Here is a 19069-nt window from a genome sequence, read left to right as displayed (position 1 = left end):
CATCAATAGGTTCTTCCTTTCTTAAAGCCATTACCTTTATTTTTTTGTCTATTTTGGAAACTTCTTAAATTCATCATCATGCATCAAAAACTTTTTATCCTTTTTCTCATTTTTTCATCGATTAATTTAACTGCACAAATTACCGGAACTGTTACTGATTCGGAAAACAAAACACTTCCTTATGTAAATATTTATACAGAAGATGGAAGGTTTGGAACCACTTCTAACGAAAACGGGATTTATGAATTAAAAATAAATAATCCAGGAGTATACAATTTAGTTTTTCAATTTCTGGGTTACCAAACCCAGAAAAAAACTATTTCCGTAAAAGAATTTCCTTACCAGTTAGACATAAGTTTGAAACCGGAAACCACTAGTTTAGCTGCAGTAAATCTTACAGGAGAAAACCGGGCAAATGCGATTATTAAAAAAGCCATTGCCAATAGAAAACGAAATGCTCAAAAGCTCAAGGCCTACACCGCTGATTATTATTCCCGCGGATTATGGCGGATCGAAAATGCCCCAGAAAAAATACTTGGGCAGGAGATTGGCGATCTTGGCGGCGGACTGGATTCCACTCGAAGTGGTATCGTTTACCTTAGTGAGACTATTTCCGAAATATCCTATAGACGCCCTGATGATTTCAAAGAAAAGATTATCGCCTCCAAAGTCAGTGGTAACGACAATGGTTTTAGTTTGAATTCAGCCCAGGAATCTTATTTTTCCTTCTACGAGAACACCGTTGAAATTAACAGTGAAATGGTTTCTCCAATTGCTGAATATGCTTTTAATTATTACCATTACGAACTGGATGGGGTTTTTTACGATGAAAATGGAAATCTCATCAATAAAATAAAAGTGATCCCAAAACGGGAAAAAGATCGCGTTTTTTCAGGCTATATCTATATTGTGGAAGACCTTTGGCAAATCTTTGGAGTAGAACTACAAACCACTGGTCAGGCGATTCAGGTACCGCCAATTGAAACTTTGGATTTTAAACAAAATTACCGCTTTTCTGAAGAAAATGGGTTTTATGTTCAGCTCTCTCAAACTGTTGATTTTAGATTTGCAATGTTCGGCATTTCAGGTGATGGCAGGTTTACTGCGGTTTACAGCAATTATAATTTTAAGCCTGAATTCGATAAAAATAGCTTCGGAAATGAAATTATGAGCTTTGCAGAGGCTGCAAATAAAAAAGATTCCACATACTGGAAAAAGTTACGCCCTGTGCCTTTAACTAAGGAGGAAATTAATGATTATGTAAAAAAGGATAGCATTCAAACTATTCGCAGTTCCAGGCCCTATTTAGATTCTATAGACAGGGTACGAAATAAATTCAGTCTCACTAGCCCCGTTTTTGGCTATTCCTGGCAAAATTCACATAAAAACAGGTATTTTAACATCAGTTCCCCATTAATGGGAACCCATTTTAACACGGTTCAGGGATGGAATTCCTCTACTACAATTTCTTACAGACAAAATGAATCAGATGAAAATTCAGGGGAGTTCTGGCGATTGTATGCCAGGCTTAATTATGGTTTTAGTGAGGAGCGTGTTAGGGTCTCGGGAGGATTTCAGAAAGAATTTAATGATTCCAGCCGGCCGGTCTTAAGTATCTCCGGCGGCATGGAAACCACCCAGATTAACAAGCGCAAACCAATTTCCGAAAGGCTCAACGATATAAGCACGATATTTTTTGAGAGAAATTACCTAAAGCTCTACCAACGCACTTTTGCTGAGCTCTCTTATCAACAGGAGATGCTAAACGGGCTTTATTTTTCTGGAGAATTTAGTTACGAAAACCGGGATCCTTTAATTAACCATACAGACCAGGTGATAATTGATAATGAGGACGTTCAATATACTTCTAATAACCCCCTGCAACCAGATAATTTTGGATCAGTGCCTTTCAATAAACACGATATTTTTAAACTAAGGCTAAATACGCGTATAAGATTTGGACAGAAATATATGAGTTACCCAAATAGAAAAATCAATATTAACAATGAAAAATATCCTACATTATATTTAGGCTATGAAAAAGGTTTCGGGGCTAGCATAGAGGCATACAATTTCGATCAATTTAAAGCTTCTATAACACAAACCTTCAATATGGCAAATAAAGGGGAATTTGGCTACAATTTAAACGGGGGCGCTTTTTTAAATGCCCAGAATATGGCCTATATTGATTTCAGGCATTTTATAGGAAATCAAACCCGTGTATATGATGGTTTTAGTAACCTATCCAGATTTAACCTGTTGCCTTATTACGCTTTGAGTACCAACAAGACTTACGCTGAAGCCCATATTGAACACGATTTCAAAGGCTGGATATTAGGGAAAATACCATTTATAAACCAGCTTAATTACAACCTGGTCGTTGGAGCCCACGGCTTATATACGCAGCACAACAAACCCTATTCTGAATATTCGGTTGGAATTGATAATCTTGGCTTTGGAAAATATAGGCTATTGCGTTTAGACTATGTAATTGCAAATCGGGATGGACATCGCGAAGGAGCGTTTGTTTTTGGATTGAAATTTTTAGGTATACTTGATTAAAACAATACGTCTCACAGCTCAAGTTGAAAGCTGTGAGACGGGTAATTTTAGAATGTTACTGTCGAAAACTGATTATCGAACTCGTAACTGCAAAAATTTTTCCTTACTCCTCTTGGCCGTCATTATTTTTATCGGCTTGTTTTTCTTCCTCGGTGGTAGCAAAATCTGTAATGCCGTTTTTAACTAATAGATTATACCACTGAAATATTTTTTTCATATCACTGGCATAAACCCTGTCTACATCGTAATCGGGTAAAATTTCCGCAAAATAATTTTCTAATTCAGCTTTAGAAGCTTTGTGACTTATGGCTTCTCCCCCATCTTCCTTTTCTTTAATCTTTTCAAAGATTTCAGCCAGTGGAACTTCTTCTGTATATGTATAGATTGCAATTTCACTTAATAAACTAACATTATTCCGGATGTTCACGGCCATTTTTTTTCCCTCGGGAATTGATTTTACAATAAATCCGCCGCGGCTTTGTGCGGTTAATTCGTATAAACCGGGCTTCCCCGAAATCGCTAATATTTTATCTAATCCCATAGTAATTTTTTAATCCCCCCGAGGCATCCCCCGAGATTATAAAATAGTTTTAATTCTTAGCCCATAAACCGAGCCCGTTAATTTTTGGCTGGCAAATATCAGTTGCCAGAACTAATTATCAAAGTGATTAACGCCCTTTCTTCATTTCAGGAAAACGCATTTTATATTCCATCTTTATTTTCCCCTTTGATATATTGGCAAGTTTTCCTTTAAGCAAACGCTTTTTTAAGCTGGAAAGTTTATCTGTAAACAAAATTCCTTCAATATGGTCATATTCATGCTGAATTACCCTGGCAGACAAACCTCTAAAGGTATCTCGATGGAATTCAAAATTCTCATCCTGGTATTCGATCACTATTTGTGGTTTTCTAAATACATCCTCTCTTACTTCCGGAATACTCAGACAGCCTTCGTTGAAAGCCCATTGCTCTCCTTCCTCCTCGACAATTTTTGGGTTTATAAAAACTTTTTTCAACTTTTTAAGCTCTTCCCTTTCCTGTAGCTCTAATTCTTCGTCCTCTGCAAACGGACTGGAATCTACAAGGAATAAACGAATAGGGCGGCCAACTTGTGGTGCTGCTAAACCCACTCCAAAGGCGTTATACATGGTTTCCCACATATTTTCTATCAACTCATCCAATTTTGGATAATCTTCCGGAATTTCTTTACATTTTTTTCGTAAGACCGGATCTCCGTAAGCTACAATTGGTAAAATCATTCTTTTGATTGTATATTTTATAATGACTTTTAAAAAAGTCTTTTTTACTTAAGTTGAAATAGATTCAAAGATTATTCCGAATTTACTTCGGGCTTAAATCAGTTATTCATACAAATAAGTCTGCAGGATTATAGTGGCGCTTATTTCGTCAATAAGTGCTTTATTCCTGCGTTTTTTCTTTTTGAGCCCACTATCAATCATAGACTGAAAAGCCATTTTTGAAGTGAACCTCTCATCCACTCTTTTAAAGGGCATCTCAGGAAATTTTTTGATAAAAACCTTTAAAAATTCCTGAATATAGACTTCACTCCCTGAGGCTGAATCGTCTTTTTGTTTGGGTTCTCCCACCAATACTAATTCTACATTTTCCTCTTTGAAATAAGTATCCAAAAAATCCAGAAGCTCAGCGGTATTAACCGTGGTAAGTCCCGAGGCGATCATTTTGAGTTCATCGCTAACCGCGATCCCGGTGCGTTTAGTCCCAAAATCTAATGCCATTATTCTTGCCATCTTCAAAATTTGCGCAAAGGTAAGGTTTATATTGCTTTACCACCAAAAATTAGCCTTAAGCTATTATATTTGCTAAAAATCGAAAACAATGGATCATTTAGAAACCAAGATTAATGAAGCCTGGGAAAACCGGGATTTACTAAAAGATACAGAAACCATAAAAGCCATCCGCGAGGTTATTGCCTTATTAGATGCAGGGAAATTAAGAACAGCGGAGCCCACTGAAAACGGCTGGCAGGTAAATGAGTGGGTAAAAAAAGGGGTAGTGCTTTATTTCCCTATCCAAAAGATGGAAACTTTAGAAGCGGGGATATTTGAATACCACGATAAAATTCCGCTGAAAAAAGGCTATAAAGAAAAAGGAATTCGCGTGGTTCCTAATGCTGTTGCCAGACATGGTGCGTACATTTCCAGTGGGGTAATTATGATGCCGAGTTATGTCAACATTGGCGCCTATGTAGACGAAGGAACAATGGTAGACACCTGGGCCACAGTTGGAAGTTGTGCTCAAATCGGGAAAAACGTACACCTGAGTGGTGGAGTTGGAATAGGTGGAGTTTTAGAACCTCTGCAAGCTTCTCCGGTAATCATCGAAGATAATGCGTTTCTTGGCTCCAGAAGTATAGTGGTTGAAGGAGTTAGGGTTGAAAAAGAAGCTGTTTTAGGAGCCAACGTGGTGCTTACGGCTTCAACCAAAATTATCGATGTTACCGGGGATGAACCTAAAGAAATGAAAGGTATTGTTCCGGCAAGATCGGTGGTAATTCCTGGGAGTTATACTAAAGAATTTCCTGCTGGAGCATATAATGTACCCTGTGCCTTAATTATTGGAAAACGAAAGGAATCTACCAACAAAAAGACTTCCCTCAATGATGCTTTGAGAGAATACAATGTAGCGGTTTAGAAGATAAGCTTGAATCCATTTCTTTGGGAATCCGATCGGAACCTATGAAAATACTTGTAATTCAGCAGAAAATGATTGGGGATGTACTTACATCCTCAATCTTATTTGAAGCACTTCGGAAAAATTACCCCGAGTCAGAATTACATTACCTGATTTATCCACATACAAAACCGGTAGTCGAGCACAATCCATTTATAGATAAAATAATTGAATATGATTCCGAAATTGGAAAAGATGCAATTAAATTTCTGAAATTCTTAAAGCTTATTCGAAAGGAATCCTATTCAGCGGTAATTGACATTTATTCCAAAATTAGTTCCGCGATAATTGCAAAATATTCCGGCGCCCCACTCCGACTTGGTTTTCATAAACATTATACCCAACCATTTTATACCCGAACTTTTAATTATAAGGATGTTCCTGAGACAAAAGCAGGACTGGCCATTGAAAACAGAATGCAGCTTTTAAAAGCATTTGGGAAAAACTTTCCAAGGGAACTAAAACCTAAACTGTATATATCTTCTAAAGAAAAAGGGAGTTTCAGAAAAAAACTGGTAAAACAAGGTGTGGATTTCGACCAACCTTTGATTATGTGTGGAGTTTTAGGAAGTTCCTCAATAAAAACCTATCCAAAAAATTATATGGCCTCCTTGTTGGATACATTGATTAAAGAAAAAACCAACGGACAAATTCTTTTCAATTATTTGCCCTGGCAGAAAACTCAGGCGCAGGACATTTATAATCAGTGTAATTCCAAAACCCAATCCCGGATTTTCATTGATATTTACGAAAAATCTTTGAAAGGGTTTATTATGAATTGTGCTAACTGTGACCTTTACTTTGGCAATGAAGGTGGAGCAGCAAATATTATGAAGGCATTAAACAAACCAACATTTTCTATACATTCTCCTCAAATTAAAAAAAATTATTGGGCTATCTATGAAAATGGGAAAAATAACAGGTCGGTTCATCTGGAAGATTACAGCTCCATTGTGTTTAAAAAGACCACAAATAATGTAGATCTGAAACCAGAATATTTTTCAAAAGAACTGCTGAAATTTATGCACTTTAATTTAAAAAACCCTAACCAGAGGGGGGCTAACAAAGAAATTTCATAACTATGAATATAGGTTACGAAGCTAAGAGGATTTTTCACAATACCACAGGCTTGGGAAATTACAGTCGTGATTTAATTACTATCCTAAGTAATTTTCATCCGGAAAATAAATATTTTTTATACAATCCCAGACCGACCGAAAAACAGCTTTATCAACCTAAGAATCCTGTAGAGGAAAAACTACCCGTAAGTCGGATAGACAGGTTTTTTAACAATTTGTGGAGAAGGAAAAATGTAATTAAAGACCTTAAGAAAGATCATCTGGATATTTTTCATGGACTCTCCGGGGAGATCCCCTTGGGTCTGGATAAAACAAATATAAAAAGTGTAGTCACCATACACGATTTAATTTTTTTACGCTATCCTGAATTTTATTCATTCCTGGATAAAATAATTTACAAACAAAAATTTCAGCATGCCGTTTCAACCGCTGATGCAATTATTGCCGTAAGTGAACAGACAAAGGAGGATATCATTAAATTTTTAAAGGTAGATGCCTCCAAGATTAGCGTTATTTATCAAGGCTGTCAGAAAGAATACAAAACCACTTGCACTCCGGATGTCCTTGAAAAGCTTACCCAAAAGTACAAATTACCAAAAAATTATTTACTTAACGTAGGCACTGTCGAGAGTAGAAAAAATATTTTCAGCGTTGTTAAAGCCATTAAAAATATAGATACACATCTTGTTATAGTGGGTTCCCTAACTTCTTATGCTGAAGAAATAAAAACTTACATAGACAAGGAAGGATTACAAAATAAGGTGACCTTTTTACACGGGCTTACCACCTCTGAACTTGCCGCACTTTATCAGGGAGCTGAAATTTTTATTTATCCATCAATTTTTGAAGGGTTTGGGATTCCAATCATAGAAGCTCTTTATTCAAAAACTCCAGTCATTACAACAAATTACGGCTGTTTTCCGGAAGCCGGCGGGCCGGATAGCGCATATATTGATCCGCAAAATATTTCAGAGATTTCAACAAGTATTTCCCGGCTGCTTGCAGATCCGGAGAAACGCCGAGATATGGCCGAAAAATCTTTTATTTATGCCCAAAAATTCTCAGATGAAAATATTGCTTCCAGCGTAATTAGTCTATACAAAAAGCTTCTGGTATGAAGGTAATTCACATCAACCTGGCATCAACCTGGAGAGGTGGGGAGCGGCAGGTAGCTTTGCTCTTTAAAGGATTAAACCAACTGGGGGTTGATCAACTTTTGGTGTGTTTAAAAAATAGTGCGCTGGAAGAACTCGCTAAAAAAGAGGCCTGGAATTACCTTGCCATATCAAAGAATCCTATCCATCTTTTTACCCAGGCTAAAATTTTAAAGAATTTAGAAAAACAGGGCTATCAAATTATTCATTGCCATGAATCCAGAGCCCATACGCTGGGTATTTTGACCCGGTTACTCTGTAGAAGCAGGCAGCGCCTAATAATTCATCGGAGAGTTATTTTTCCAATAAAAAATAAAATTTCTACTCCAATCAAGTACTCAGAAAAACATATTTCAAAAATAATTTGTATTTCTAAAGCTGTAGAAAAGAGTGTAAAGCAAAGTATTGGCTTCAAAAACACAGTATTTATACCCAGTATGATTAGTTTTGATAAACCTCAGACCTATCTATCAGTACTGCGTGGGGACTTTAGCATTACCGCCAGGTTTATAATTGGTTACATTGCTGCATTGACCAAGGAGAAAGATCATATTACCTTTCTTGAAACCGCGAAAAAAATTTTAGAAAGTGAAACAAATATTCATTTTGTCATTATTGGAGACGGGCCTTTAAAAGATAACTTACTAGCCTATTCAAAGAGCTTAGGAATTTCAAAACATATTACCTTTACTGGTTTTATAAAAGACATCCCAAGTGCTATTCAAGAAATCGACCTTCTTCTTTTTACCTCTGTTTCCGAAGGGCTGGGCTCCACTATTTTAGATTTTTTTGTCGCTAAAAAGCCGGTTGTAGCTACAAGAAGTGGAGGAGTTGAGGAACTTATAATAGACGGGGAAACCGGTTACCTGTGTGCTGTTGGTGATAGCGAAGCCTTAAAGGAACAGGTGATGTTTTTATTAGGAAATCCTGATAAAACCCAACAAATTGTAAATAAAGCATTTAAATTTGCTTTGAATTTTAGTGTGCCAACAATATCTTCAAAGACCCTGGAAACCTATAAAAACGTCTTATGACAAGCAAATCTATTTTAGTAACAGGTAAGGATATTGATATCAATTATAATAGAACACTGGTCATTCTAAGCGGGCTAAAAAAGCTTGGCTATTCTATACTGGTTTTTGATTTTAAGGAATTTAATGCTGCAAATGCCAAGGAAATTAAGCGTTTAAGCAAAGGATGTTATTTTGCTTATATTCCAAGTTTTGGCCATAAAGCCGTGAAGTTTGTAAAAAAGAATGCTTCATGTGATGTTATTTTTGATCCTTTAATTTCTAAATATATGACTAACGTAAAAGATTATAATCATTACGGAAGTTTTAGTTATGAAGCGGCACGTTGTAAATACAGAGATCAAACTTCTATAAGTAAGGCAGACTTTGTGATTTTTGATACCAGGGTGCACCGAGATTATTTTCTAAACAAATATAAAATTAAGAAAGATAAAACCGGGATCGTATATGTAGGGGCAAATCATACAGACTTCAGACCACAAATTCCCAAAACTGCAGCTGTTGGGGAAAAATTTAAAGTAGGATTTGTTGGTAATTTTATTCCCCTGCAGGGAGTACTTGAAATTCTTAAAACTGCTAATCTTTTAAAAAATAACCCGGCTATTGAATTTGTTTTAATCGGCAAAGGTTTTGAGTTTGAAAAAGCGCTTCATTATGCGAAGGAAAATGAGCTAAAAAACGTTGATTTTATAGGTAGTATTGAATATTCAGAATTAGACTCTTTCATTAATACTTTTGATTTATGTCTGGGAATATTTGGCAATACTTTTAAATCACAGGTAGTTATACCGAATAAAATTTTTAATTATGCTCCCTGCTTCAAACCCATTCTAACGATGACCTCTAATGCCATAAAGGAAATATTTATACATAAAGAGCATATCTACCTATGTGAACCAAATCCTAAAGCTATGGCAGAGAGTATATTAGAACTAAAAGAAAACACAGCACTCAGAGATAAAATTGCCTGTAATATCGGAAAACTTGTTAGTAATGAGTTTAGTGAAAAAAACATAGCTTTATCGCTTATTGAACAGTACGAAGAATACAGAGGTGTAAAGGCAAATTAATACCATAGATACATTTCTTCAATAATTTATAAGATCCCTTAATTTCAAAAGCATTTTTCTATTGATTAAAACGCAAAATTAAATTTGGGCGGTTTTTTTCAGGTATTTATCCATCACTCCTAATCCAATTAAGTGTTCCCGTTCCTTGTCAAAAAACTGAGATACAAATTCATTAGCATTATTTACAATCTCCTGGGCCTCTTTAGTATGGTGTATATAATAATCCAGCTTTTCTTCCAAATCTGAATAATTACTTTTAATCTCTATATAATGATAGTCTGGAATTAATTTTCCCTCCATAAACCAGGTTTCATAGGTAGGTTTTGGCATAACTGCAATCGAGTTCGAAGACATGATCCATTTTAAATTACTGGCCACATCATTGCCCTCCAGGGCAAGGATAAATTTATACTGAAGATGATCATATAAAGAACATTTTTCAACCTTCCACGCAGCTGGCAAAACATCCTTCTTAGTAATATTACCAAGATCACATAAAGGATGGCCAAAATATTTCTCCAAAAAATCTATCCGATTAGGTTTGTCATCAACTTTACCCCTAAAGATCAATTTATTTTCTTTTTCAGTGAGCGATAGCTTATCCTTCACAAAAATAAAATGGCGCACTTTCACGAGCTTCAATAAAACGGAATTTCTATTATCCCCCTCAATGGGCCTGCTTTTGACAATGGAAGGAATTTCTGGAATATAAGTGACATCACCGGGTATATAATTCCACTTGAAGCTTCCTTTGAACCAGGAAACAATGCGATAAGCATCCAGAAAATAGACTGATTTAACCCTTTTACTTTTCTTGAGATCGGCCAATCGTTCTGTTGATTGTGGTAATTGCTTAATGCTGTCAAGCTTATTGTAGTAATCTATTCTTGATGTCAAATATCCCGCATCAGCTCTGGTAGGTATATCTGCCAGTTTCTTTGATAAACTTCGTTGGAATAAATATTTCGGAAGAATTACCCTGGAATAATTTTTAATATAGTAAGGCAATTTTGCATTCTTACCGGAGGCAAACAAAAATTTTAAATTCATACCGAATTAGTTTAAGCCTAAAAAGTTTTTAAACCTATTTTTCATCTTTCTTTTCTTGACACGTTTGCTAAAAAAGGAATTTGAAAAAAACCACATTTTTTCAAAAACTTCATTCTCCGGCTTATTTAAATATTTGGCATACTCATTTGCCATAATCTTCATCTTTTCCTTGTCAGAAGTCAGCCGCTGAAAATTTTTCATTCTTTCGGTAAAATTGAGCGACTTGAACATCATTCGATTTAAGTCAACAAGATAGAATTGGTAATTTCCATCATGTCGTTGAATTAATGTATTCCCGGGACTATGATCCAAAAATTGAACTTTTTTTTCGTGTAGGTCAAAAGTGAATTTTGTAAACGAGCGCAAAATATTTTCGTGCCCTGGCTTAGCCAAATCCAAATCTCTAAAGGTAAGATCATAATCAAGTTGCTCACTTATATAATAACTCTTAGTAAGAGCCCCTTTACTGGTTTCTTCGGCAAAAGCAATAGGTTTAGGTGTTCCAATTTCCCTTTTTATCAGTTTCTCTGCAAATTCAAATGAGCGCTCTGCTTTAGATTTTCTAAACAGAACATATACGTATCTATTAAAGTAATTTGGCTGCTTAAAAGATTTTATATTGAATTTCTGTCCATCCTTTTCAACTACTTTAATTTCGTTTCTACGCCCTTTATCTTCACTAAAAAGCTGCTTTCCAACGGCATTGAAATTCAACAGGAATTCTTCAATGCTTTTTTTGGATAACTTATGATATTTTGAAATGAATATCTTCATCAACTTATAAAATTAAAGCTTTTTACTGAAAAAACCTGGTTCGGGAATAAGTCCTTTATATATTTCAAAAATAGCGCTGTAAATAACTATTTTTGCACATATTTACCGTTATTTTTTGCCAAATTCAGGTTTAGAACAATTGGCAAATATAGCCATATCAATAACGATAATAGATAAACACCTTATGAAAATCCTTCATGTATCAGCAGTCAAGTCCTGGGGTGGTGGGGAAAACCAAATTGAACTGCTGTGTGAGGAATTCAAAAAAAATCATCCCGAAATCACGAACACTATTCTCTGTGTTAAGGAAGGATTATTTCACAAAAAACTCAAAAGAAGTAATTTAAATTTCAAAACGAGCTGGCTTAGTTTTAATCTGGATATTCGATACTGTTTAAGAATCGGTGAAATTTGTAAAAATGAAAAAATAGATCTTATTCATATCCATGATCCCAAAGCACTCTCCCTGGTGGTTTTAGCCGATAAATTTTACGTTTTACCGCCAATGGTTTTTAGCAAAAAAACCTCCTTCCCAATTAAAAGCCGAAAACAAACTCTTTTTAAATACAATTATCCAAAATTGAAAAGAATTTTTTGTGTTTCTCTAAAAACCAAAGCAATCACTGCAGCAACTTTGAAAAATCATAACCGCTTTAAAACGATCTACCACGGGGTAAACCTTTCTAAACTAAGTACTGTCGATCCGGAAATCAATCTTCGCAAGCAACTTGGATTAACCAAGGATGTGGTGCTTGTAGGTAATATTGGAAACCATATTCCGGCTAAAGACCTGAGTACTTTTATTAAAACAGCCGAAAAAGTACATAAGCAGCGGGAAAACCTCAGCTTTCATTTTGTTCAAATTGGACAATTTACTTCGGAGACTCCCCATTTACTGAGGCAGCTAAAGGCAACTAATTTGGAAACGCAAATTAGCTTTCTGGGTTTTATTGAAAATGCATCGGCACTTATTCCCCAGCTGGATTTTTTACTTTTAACCTCAAAATCTGAGGGAATTGCCAATGTGATTTTTGAAGCTTTCTATCATAAAACTCCGGTTATTGCAACAAATGTGGGGGGAATTCCCGAAATTGTGACCCATATGGAAAATGGGCTTTTATCTGATGCTTTTGATGCTGAAAAGTTAGCGAAACATATCTTGTTTTTAAAAAATCACAAGGAGCTGATTTCTGAGTTTACCAAAAATGGCCATCAGAAAGTGGTAGAAAATTTCACCTCAGCCCAAATGGCTCAAGAAACACTTCAAGAATACAAAAATGTCCTATATGGAAGATATTAAAACTGAAATGCAAAATGCTTTAGCCACTTTAAAACGTGGCGGGCTCATACTATACCCTACCGATACGGTATGGGGAATTGGCTGCGATGCCACCAACGCTGAAGCGGTAGAAAAAGTTTATGCGCTCAAAAAAAGAAAGGAAAGTCAGGCCTTAATTTGCCTGGTTTCTGATTATAAAATGCTGAACCAATTTATTGAAGATATCCCGGAGGTGGCCTATGATATTTTAAAATTTGCCCGTAAACCAACCACAATTATTTATGACGATCCAATTCGTGTGGCTGAGAATCTTATCGCAGCTGATAATTCTTTAGCTATTCGAGTTTCAAAAGATAAATTTAGTAATGATCTGGCAAAAAGATTTCGCAAACCCATCGTTTCAACTTCGGCCAATATCAGCGGTGAAAAAACTCCGGAATCCTTTGCTGAAATAAGCTCCGAAATTTTAGAAGGTGTAGACTATGTAGTAAATTTGCAAAAAAATAAAAAATCAGCTAAACCTTCCGCTATTATTAAATTAAGCAATGACGGAAAGGTAAAAGTGATTAGGAAATAAAAAAGATTAAGATGCATTGACCATTAGTCAATACTTTTTAACCTAAGGCTGAACTTATTTTCGGCCGATACCATCTTAAAATAACCCATTAGATCTGCGAATAAATTCCGGTGCAAGCTCTAGGATAAATTTAGGATGACCTTAATTATATAGCTTCTTTTTAAGCTGTATGGCAATTAAGCTAAAAATAATAGCCTATTAATTGGAAGTTTCAAAAGAAATTAAAGTAGTGAAGAATTATAAAGGAGCCTTATCCCACAATATATTTAGGATTATCTCACAGGCCTCAGAAGAACTCGAGCTAGAAAGTTATGTGATTGGAGGCTATGTCCGGGATCATATTTTAAAGCGAGGAGCACCTAAAGACATCGATATTGTGGCTGTAGGAAGTGGTATAGAATTAGCAAAGAAAGTTGCAGAAATTCTACCTCACAAACCTAAAGTTCAGGTTTTTAAAAATTACGGTACAGCGATGCTGCGCGCCTACGAAATGGAAATTGAATTTGTAGGTGCCCGTAAAGAAAGCTATCGTAAGGACAGCAGGAACCCCATTGTAGAAGACGGAAGTTTGGATGACGATCAGAATCGTCGAGATTTCACGATAAACGCGCTGGCGCTAGGTTTAAATGAAAATAACTTCGGGAACCTATTAGACCCATTTGATGGAATTGAGGATTTAGATTCAAAAATCATCAAAACCCCTTTGGATCCCGACCTTACTTATTCCGATGATCCCCTGCGAATGCTTCGGGCCATTAGATTTGCCACCCAACTTAATTTTAAGATTGAGAAAGAATCTTTAAATTCGATTACCCGAAATAAAAGCCGAATAAAGATAATTTCAAAGGAAAGGATCACAGAGGAATTGCATAAAATTATGCTGGCAGAAAAACCTTCCAAAGGATTCTCCCTACTTCACAAAACCGGCTTACTTGCTATTGTTTTACCCGAACTTACTGACCTGGAAGGAATAGATGAAATTGAAGGGCAAAAGCACAAAGATAATTTTTGGCATACCCTGGAAGTAGTAGATAATATTTCTAAAAATACGGATGATCTTTGGCTGCGTTGGGCCGCTCTTTTACACGATATTGGTAAGGCTCCAACAAAAAAATTCCATAAAAAAATCGGCTGGACTTTTCATGGTCACGAGTTTGTAGGTGCTAAAATGGTTTATAAACTCTTTAAACGTCTTCGCCTCCCTCTTAATGAAAAGATGAAATACGTGCAGAAGCTGGTACTAATGAGCTCCCGCCCTATCGCCATTGTGGATAACGACGTCACCGATTCTGCGGTGCGCCGCCTTATTTTTGACGCTGGGGAGGATATTGAAGATCTCATGACCCTTTGCGAAGCTGATATCACTACCAAAAACCCTAATCGTTTTAAAAAATATCATAACAATTTTAAGGTGGTCCGCACAAAAATGAAAGAGGTAGAAGAACGCGATCATGTCCGCCAGTTTCAACCTCCCGTTAGTGGTGAAGAAATTATGGAAACCTTCAATATTAAACCTTCAAGGGAGATTGGAATTATAAAAGAAACTATAAAAGAAGCGATTCTGGAAGGTGAAATTCCCAATGAACACCAGGCTGCCAGGGAATTGATGTTGAAAAAAGGGAAAGAACTGGGATTGGAAGTCAAGGTTAAGCTGTAGGGTATTCCCCGGGGGCCAGTAGACAAATAAAATTTTAAAAAATGTATAGAAAATCGGTTAAAGTTTCCCTGATCCTTGTATATCTGGTTATAGTTGCCGGCGCTGTGGTAAGGATGACGGGTTCCGGAATGGGGTGCCCGGACTGGCCAAAATGTTTCGGATATTATATTCCTCCTACCGAGATTTCAGAACTAAGGTTTCAAGCCAATCGCGAATATGAAAAAGGTCAGGTGATTATCGTTGATAAAACCTTAAAAGTTGCAGCAACTGACTTTACTTCTTCAAAAAAATATTCTCCAGAGAATTGGGAAACCTACACCAAACATGATTACGCAATTTTTAATCCTGCTCATACCTGGGTTGAATATATCAATAGGCTAGCAGGCGCTATAGCCGGTTTTGCGGTGTTAATTATGGCATTTCTCTCCTTAAAAAAATGGAAAAAAAGAAAACGCATTACGGTACTTTCCTGGCTTAGCGTTTTGCTAATGGGCTTTCAGGCCTGGTTAGGTGCCACCGTAGTTTATTCCGTTCTATCACCCCTGAGGATAACGATTCACATGGTAATGGCCCTAGTCATCGTTGCTTTGCTTCTTTACTTGTTGTTTATCGCTGAAGAGAAAGCAAAAAACAAAGTTCCCGATAGAAGTTTTAGGAACCTGATGATATTAGCCGTTGCTTTTACCTTAATTCAGGTTGTATTAGGGACCCAGGTCAGGCAATTAGTTGATGAGCAAGTAAAACTGTTAGGCTACCAAGCCAAAGATTTATGGCTGGCCCATCCCGATCTTAATTTTTATATCCATCGGAGTTTTTCCATTCTGGTACTTATTGTAAATGTAGCCCTGTGGTGGAAGAACAAAAAACTTCAGCTCCAGTTCGACAAGATAAACTGGGTTTTATTGCTTATTTTTCTGGAAATAATCACCGGAATTGCGATGTATAATTTCGAATTTCCGTTCGCTTCCCAGCCACTTCATTTAGTGATTGCTTCAGTATTGTTCGGATTTCAATTTTATTTATTATTGGAAAGCTTTGCGGCAGGAAGAAAGTTGAAAACTTTGTAACTTCGCCCCTTAAAATTGATATTATGGTTTACCGATTTAGAGTAATTCTTGATGCCAAGGAAGATGTATTCAGAGATATAGAAATACTACAGGAAAACACCCTGGAAGACCTCCATAACACCATTCTACAATCTTTTGGTTTTGATGGAACAGAAATGGCGTCCTTTTATTTAAGTGATGATAACTGGCAGCAGGGCGAGGAATTTTCACAGTTTGATATGGGTGGTGAAGTGCGTTTAATGAACGAAACCAGCCTCGAGTCTATTTTAGATGAAGACAACACAAAAATAATCTATATTTATGACTTTTTGAAAATGTGGACCTTTTTGATTGAACTTGCCCAGGTTGGTGAAATTGAGGCCGGAAGAGATTACCCAAACCTAATGTTTGTTCACGGTCAACTTCCGGATGAAGCTCCAGACAAAGATTTTGTGGGGGAAGATGATGAGAATGCAGGCGGGGGTGATATTTTTGACCAGGGATTTAACACCAACGATTACGATGATCTTTCCTTTGACGAGAATTGGAATTGATTGCTAAGTTGTCCTCCCGATCCCCATTAAAAACCTGGCTTTATAATATGTCAAATTTATTGCAGGACCAGGCTCTTGATAGTTCACTGAAATAAAAACAAAAAATCATTCCCACTAGCAAACCAAAGGAAGAAACCGCTAAGCTGATTTTAAAAAACTATCGGTTGACCTAAATCTCTCAAGAGGTTAAAATATTAGATTTAAGCAAAGTGTTTAACAAACTTAGATTTCCGCCTTGGCGGAATTGACAAAACTATTAATTAATGATCAACCTTTTTAATGCGCAGATTGAGTCCCTTTCCATCCACAGGGTGGGGAACAAAAGCCGAAATGAGAATATATTCCTCTCTTCGGCTCCTTATCAGTTAAACGATGAGATTACTCCTTTAATCAAAGAATATTTTCTAAAACCATTTCGAGAAAAGGAAGAAAATTATTTCCAGTTCTCTCACGACACCGATCTGGATTTCAACGAACTATACAATATTACCAATACTGTTTTCGATAATCCGGGAAGTATCCATGAAGCTTCAAAAAAAATCACCACTTTGTTATTTGAGCAGTCTTCCCATCCGCATATTAAAAGCGGGGAAGTCTATGTAGTGTATTTTGAAAACCTGCAAATAGACAATGAAAAGGTTTCCGGGATTGGTATTTTTAAATCTGAATTAAAGCACGACTTTCTTCAGTTTGAAGAAAATGGCAGCATTTTGGAAATGATCGTTCAACAGGGAATTAATCTCAATAAACTGGATAAAGGAGCATTGATTTTCAATAAAAATCGCGAAGAAGGATATAAAATTCTTTCCGTGGATTCTAATAAGTATGACACCAAATACTGGCTGGAGAACTTCCTGGGTGTGGAGGTGATGCGCGATGAGAACTACAACACTAAAAGCTATCTGAATTTTTGTAAAAATTTCGCCAAGGATGTGGTTTTACCTGCGGAAGACAAAAAAGAAGAAGTCATGTTTATGAATAGAAGTATGGACTACTTTGCCAAAAATGATGATTTTGAAGAAAGTAACTTCCTGAATTCGGTAATTGATAATCCCGAGTTATTACCGGAATTTCAGCATTATAAAACTGAAAAAGCACCAAAATATAAAATTGAGGATCTTACTAATTTTCCCATCGCCAATAAAGCAGTAACTGATGCTCGGAAGAAAATCAAAAGCGTAATTAATCTGGACACCCATATTCAGATTAAGATGGATTTTGTAAATGCTGAATCCGCAGATAAGTTTGTGGAAAAAGGTTGGGACGAAGAAAAACAAATGTATTATTACCTGGTTTACTTTAATAAGGAAGAAAAAAGTTAAGCTAATTATAATTCCTAATCTAAAATGAAGATTTCACAGCCTTAAAAAAGGTTGTGAAATTTTTTTACGAGCTTTCTAGTAAACGCTTCATATTGACATCTTCATAATTACGACGCACAAAATCGAGAGCAGTTCTTAGAATCTGTCCCATGGTACTGGCACGTTTAAATTTCATATCATTGGTATACTGGTACAAATCTCGTCTAAGGTTTTTTACATTGGCCTGGGTGGAAACATGATCGTTGATCATACAACGCAATAATTCTTTATACCTTGGACGGGTATTGATGATCCTTTTAGCCAGCAGGGAACGTTCTTCTTTCCTGTATTGCTCTATAGAAGACTCCTGGAGTTTCTCCTGGACCAGCTGCACCATCTTAAGGTTCTCTTTAAAAAACTGCGGACGATACACTTTCAAACTACCTTCAAAACATTGCTGGTCAAAATCAATCGCTCTAATTTGATATTCCACGTGATCAAAATCGTGGGTAGGTATCACCACATAATTATAAGACCGCATATCCCCTAAGAGTCGTACGGTACACCTTTCGTTAAACTTTACAAATTGCTTGGCTATTTGTGTTTGCGCGCGGTTATTGCAGGTTGGCAAATGGTCTTCAATAAAGACGTCTCCCGGAATTCCCGCGATATGTTCTTCAATTAAGGTGTCTTTATAGACCAGAAAATTAATTCGGTGTGGAGAAAGTAAATGTTCCAGTTCAAGTCCGTAAATCCGGGAAGCATCAGCTTTTTTTACATAGAAATAGGTGAAACTATCATTGAGGATATTTCGCACTTTTATACGGAATGGTTTCGAATTTCCGAAAGTGCAGTAATCAATTGCATCAACATTTAAAAATTCCAGAGAGTCATCACTTCCATCCGAATGCATAATGGTATAAACCTGTTTCAGGCTATTATCAATTTCCTGACGTTCAAAATCTGGATAATAACAACGCACCCAGAAGGTATCTTCTTCATGCTGATCGTATACCACTACCGAGCCCGAAAAGCGCAACAAATCGTCATAGAAGACCGGAATTTTAGTATTGCGGTTATGTTTGGCCAGATATCGGTTTAACCTTTCATTTACGGCAAATGAAGGTTTTTTTCTTGACATCAGCTTTTCTTCCATATTATCCTTGCTTTTCATCAAAAATAAGCTTTCTAAAGCGAATTCTGTAACATTTCCCTAACTTCGT

18 protein-coding genes are annotated in these 19069 nt (G+C 36.4%); 12 read left to right on the top strand and 6 right to left on the bottom strand.

Translation table 11 applies throughout. The features are described from left to right. The first annotated feature begins 78 nt into the window (after positions 1-78). Entirely contained in the window at positions 79-2562 is a 2484-nt protein-coding gene (locus DET49_RS07555; protein WP_133547491.1) for a DUF5686 and carboxypeptidase regulatory-like domain-containing protein, read from the top strand. 103 nt (positions 2563-2665) lie between these two features. Here DET49_RS07555 and DET49_RS07550 read toward each other — a convergent pair whose 3' ends face one another. From DET49_RS07550 to ruvX, 3 genes are all read right to left on the bottom strand, one after another. Further along, positions 2666-3103 (bottom strand): DUF5606 domain-containing protein, encoded by a 438-nt coding sequence (locus DET49_RS07550; protein ID WP_133547490.1) that lies wholly within the window; start codon positions 3101-3103, stop codon positions 2666-2668. Positions 3104-3230: 127 nt separating this feature from the next. Further along, positions 3231-3821, bottom strand: a complete 591-nt coding sequence (def, locus tag DET49_RS07545; protein WP_133547489.1) for a peptide deformylase — start codon at positions 3819-3821, stop codon at positions 3231-3233. Between the two features lie 102 nt (positions 3822-3923). Beyond that, entirely contained in the window at positions 3924-4331 is a 408-nt protein-coding gene (gene ruvX, locus DET49_RS07540) for a Holliday junction resolvase RuvX (protein ID WP_133547488.1), read from the bottom strand. Between the two features lie 88 nt (positions 4332-4419). Here ruvX and DET49_RS07535 point away from each other — a divergent pair, with 88 nt between their 5' ends. The 5 genes from DET49_RS07535 to DET49_RS07515 are packed head-to-tail and all read left to right on the top strand — an operon-like array spanning position 4420 to position 9608. Continuing rightward, positions 4420-5235: a 2,3,4,5-tetrahydropyridine-2,6-dicarboxylate N-succinyltransferase gene (locus tag DET49_RS07535; RefSeq protein ID WP_133547487.1), complete on the top strand. Its 816-nt coding sequence runs from the start codon at positions 4420-4422 to the stop codon at positions 5233-5235. Positions 5236-5279: 44 nt separating this feature from the next. Further along, positions 5280-6353, top strand: coding sequence for a glycosyltransferase family 9 protein (locus tag DET49_RS07530; protein WP_133547486.1), 1074 nt, complete (start codon positions 5280-5282; stop codon positions 6351-6353). A 2-nt stretch (positions 6354-6355) separates the two neighbouring features. After that, positions 6356-7471 (top strand): glycosyltransferase family 4 protein, encoded by a 1116-nt coding sequence (locus DET49_RS07525; RefSeq protein ID WP_133547485.1) that lies wholly within the window; start codon positions 6356-6358, stop codon positions 7469-7471. Continuing rightward, positions 7468-8541 carry a glycosyltransferase gene (locus DET49_RS07520; RefSeq protein ID WP_133547484.1) on the top strand — a complete coding sequence of 358 codons (1074 nt, stop codon included), beginning with the start codon at positions 7468-7470 and terminating at the stop codon, positions 8539-8541. Before DET49_RS07525 ends, DET49_RS07520 begins: the two co-directional genes overlap by 4 nt. After that, on the top strand, positions 8538-9608 hold the full coding sequence (locus DET49_RS07515; protein WP_133547483.1) for a glycosyltransferase: 1071 nt from the start codon (positions 8538-8540) through the stop codon (positions 9606-9608). The genes DET49_RS07520 and DET49_RS07515 overlap by 4 nt, the downstream gene beginning before the upstream one ends. A 78-nt stretch (positions 9609-9686) precedes the next feature. Here DET49_RS07515 and DET49_RS07510 read toward each other — a convergent pair whose 3' ends face one another. Continuing rightward, on the bottom strand, positions 9687-10658 hold the full coding sequence (locus DET49_RS07510; protein ID WP_133547482.1) for a glycosyl transferase family 90: 972 nt from the start codon (positions 10656-10658) through the stop codon (positions 9687-9689). 6 nt (positions 10659-10664) lie between these two features. After that, positions 10665-11432 (bottom strand): lipopolysaccharide kinase InaA family protein, encoded by a 768-nt coding sequence (locus DET49_RS07505; protein ID WP_133547481.1) that lies wholly within the window; start codon positions 11430-11432, stop codon positions 10665-10667. 184 nt (positions 11433-11616) lie between these two features. Between DET49_RS07505 and DET49_RS07500 the strand changes: the two genes are divergently transcribed. The 6 genes from DET49_RS07500 to DET49_RS07475 all read left to right on the top strand — a co-directional run bounded on the left by DET49_RS07500 (position 11617) and on the right by DET49_RS07475 (position 17867). Next, positions 11617-12732 (top strand): glycosyltransferase family 4 protein, encoded by a 1116-nt coding sequence (locus DET49_RS07500; RefSeq protein ID WP_133547480.1) that lies wholly within the window; start codon positions 11617-11619, stop codon positions 12730-12732. Then, a complete protein-coding gene (locus DET49_RS07495; RefSeq protein ID WP_133547479.1) occupies positions 12719-13288 on the top strand; it encodes an L-threonylcarbamoyladenylate synthase in 570 nt (189 codons plus the stop codon). Before DET49_RS07500 ends, DET49_RS07495 begins: the two co-directional genes overlap by 14 nt. A 202-nt stretch (positions 13289-13490) precedes the next feature. After that, on the top strand, positions 13491-14945 hold the full coding sequence (locus tag DET49_RS07490; protein ID WP_243729574.1) for a CCA tRNA nucleotidyltransferase: 1455 nt from the start codon (positions 13491-13493) through the stop codon (positions 14943-14945). Positions 14946-14986: 41 nt separating this feature from the next. Then, the gene (locus DET49_RS07485; protein WP_133547477.1) at positions 14987-16012 is read left to right on the top strand and encodes a COX15/CtaA family protein; all 1026 of its coding nucleotides are present in this window, start codon (positions 14987-14989) and stop codon (positions 16010-16012) included. A 23-nt stretch (positions 16013-16035) separates the two neighbouring features. Next, the gene (locus DET49_RS07480) at positions 16036-16545 is read left to right on the top strand and encodes an IS1096 element passenger TnpR family protein (RefSeq protein WP_133547476.1); all 510 of its coding nucleotides are present in this window, start codon (positions 16036-16038) and stop codon (positions 16543-16545) included. A 263-nt stretch (positions 16546-16808) separates the two neighbouring features. Further along, entirely contained in the window at positions 16809-17867 is a 1059-nt protein-coding gene (locus tag DET49_RS07475; protein WP_133547475.1) for a nucleoid-associated protein, read from the top strand. 64 nt (positions 17868-17931) lie between these two features. On the opposite strand, the gene DET49_RS07470 is transcribed toward DET49_RS07475, so the two are convergent. Beyond that, complete coding sequence (locus DET49_RS07470; protein WP_133547565.1) at positions 17932-19002, bottom strand: hypothetical protein; 1071 nt, start codon at positions 19000-19002, stop codon at positions 17932-17934. Positions 19003-19069 lie beyond the last annotated feature (67 nt).

The organism is Salegentibacter sp. 24 (assembly GCF_004362395.1).
In the GTDB taxonomy this organism is placed as follows: Bacteria; Bacteroidota; Bacteroidia; order Flavobacteriales; family Flavobacteriaceae; genus Salegentibacter.
The sequence above is the reverse complement of the archived record's forward strand: the minus strand, read 5'-3'. Positions and strand labels throughout refer to the sequence as shown.

What these genes read in the sequence shown, in the direction of transcription:
- DET49_RS07515 (WP_133547483.1), top strand. Translation starts at nt 8,538, where the DNA reads ATGACAAGCAAATCTATTTTAGTAACAGGTAAGGATATTGATATCAAT.
- DET49_RS07550 (WP_133547490.1), bottom strand. Translation starts at nt 3,103, where the DNA reads ATGGGATTAGATAAAATATTAGCGATTTCGGGGAAGCCCGGTTTATAC.
- DET49_RS07530 (WP_133547486.1), top strand. Translation starts at nt 5,280, where the DNA reads ATGAAAATACTTGTAATTCAGCAGAAAATGATTGGGGATGTACTTACA.
- ruvX (WP_133547488.1), bottom strand. Translation starts at nt 4,331, where the DNA reads ATGGCAAGAATAATGGCATTAGATTTTGGGACTAAACGCACCGGGATC.
- DET49_RS07505 (WP_133547481.1), bottom strand. Translation starts at nt 11,432, where the DNA reads ATGAAGATATTCATTTCAAAATATCATAAGTTATCCAAAAAAAGCATT.
- DET49_RS07525 (WP_133547485.1), top strand. Translation starts at nt 6,356, where the DNA reads ATGAATATAGGTTACGAAGCTAAGAGGATTTTTCACAATACCACAGGC.
- DET49_RS07475 (WP_133547475.1), top strand. Translation starts at nt 16,809, where the DNA reads ATGATCAACCTTTTTAATGCGCAGATTGAGTCCCTTTCCATCCACAGG.
- DET49_RS07555 (WP_133547491.1), top strand. Translation starts at nt 79, where the DNA reads ATGCATCAAAAACTTTTTATCCTTTTTCTCATTTTTTCATCGATTAAT.
- DET49_RS07485 (WP_133547477.1), top strand. Translation starts at nt 14,987, where the DNA reads ATGTATAGAAAATCGGTTAAAGTTTCCCTGATCCTTGTATATCTGGTT.
- DET49_RS07510 (WP_133547482.1), bottom strand. Translation starts at nt 10,658, where the DNA reads ATGAATTTAAAATTTTTGTTTGCCTCCGGTAAGAATGCAAAATTGCCT.
- DET49_RS07535 (WP_133547487.1), top strand. Translation starts at nt 4,420, where the DNA reads ATGGATCATTTAGAAACCAAGATTAATGAAGCCTGGGAAAACCGGGAT.
- DET49_RS07495 (WP_133547479.1), top strand. Translation starts at nt 12,719, where the DNA reads ATGGAAGATATTAAAACTGAAATGCAAAATGCTTTAGCCACTTTAAAA.
- DET49_RS07520 (WP_133547484.1), top strand. Translation starts at nt 7,468, where the DNA reads ATGAAGGTAATTCACATCAACCTGGCATCAACCTGGAGAGGTGGGGAG.
- DET49_RS07500 (WP_133547480.1), top strand. Translation starts at nt 11,617, where the DNA reads ATGAAAATCCTTCATGTATCAGCAGTCAAGTCCTGGGGTGGTGGGGAA.
- DET49_RS07480 (WP_133547476.1), top strand. Translation starts at nt 16,036, where the DNA reads ATGGTTTACCGATTTAGAGTAATTCTTGATGCCAAGGAAGATGTATTC.
- def (WP_133547489.1), bottom strand. Translation starts at nt 3,821, where the DNA reads ATGATTTTACCAATTGTAGCTTACGGAGATCCGGTCTTACGAAAAAAA.
- DET49_RS07470 (WP_133547565.1), bottom strand. Translation starts at nt 19,002, where the DNA reads ATGGAAGAAAAGCTGATGTCAAGAAAAAAACCTTCATTTGCCGTAAAT.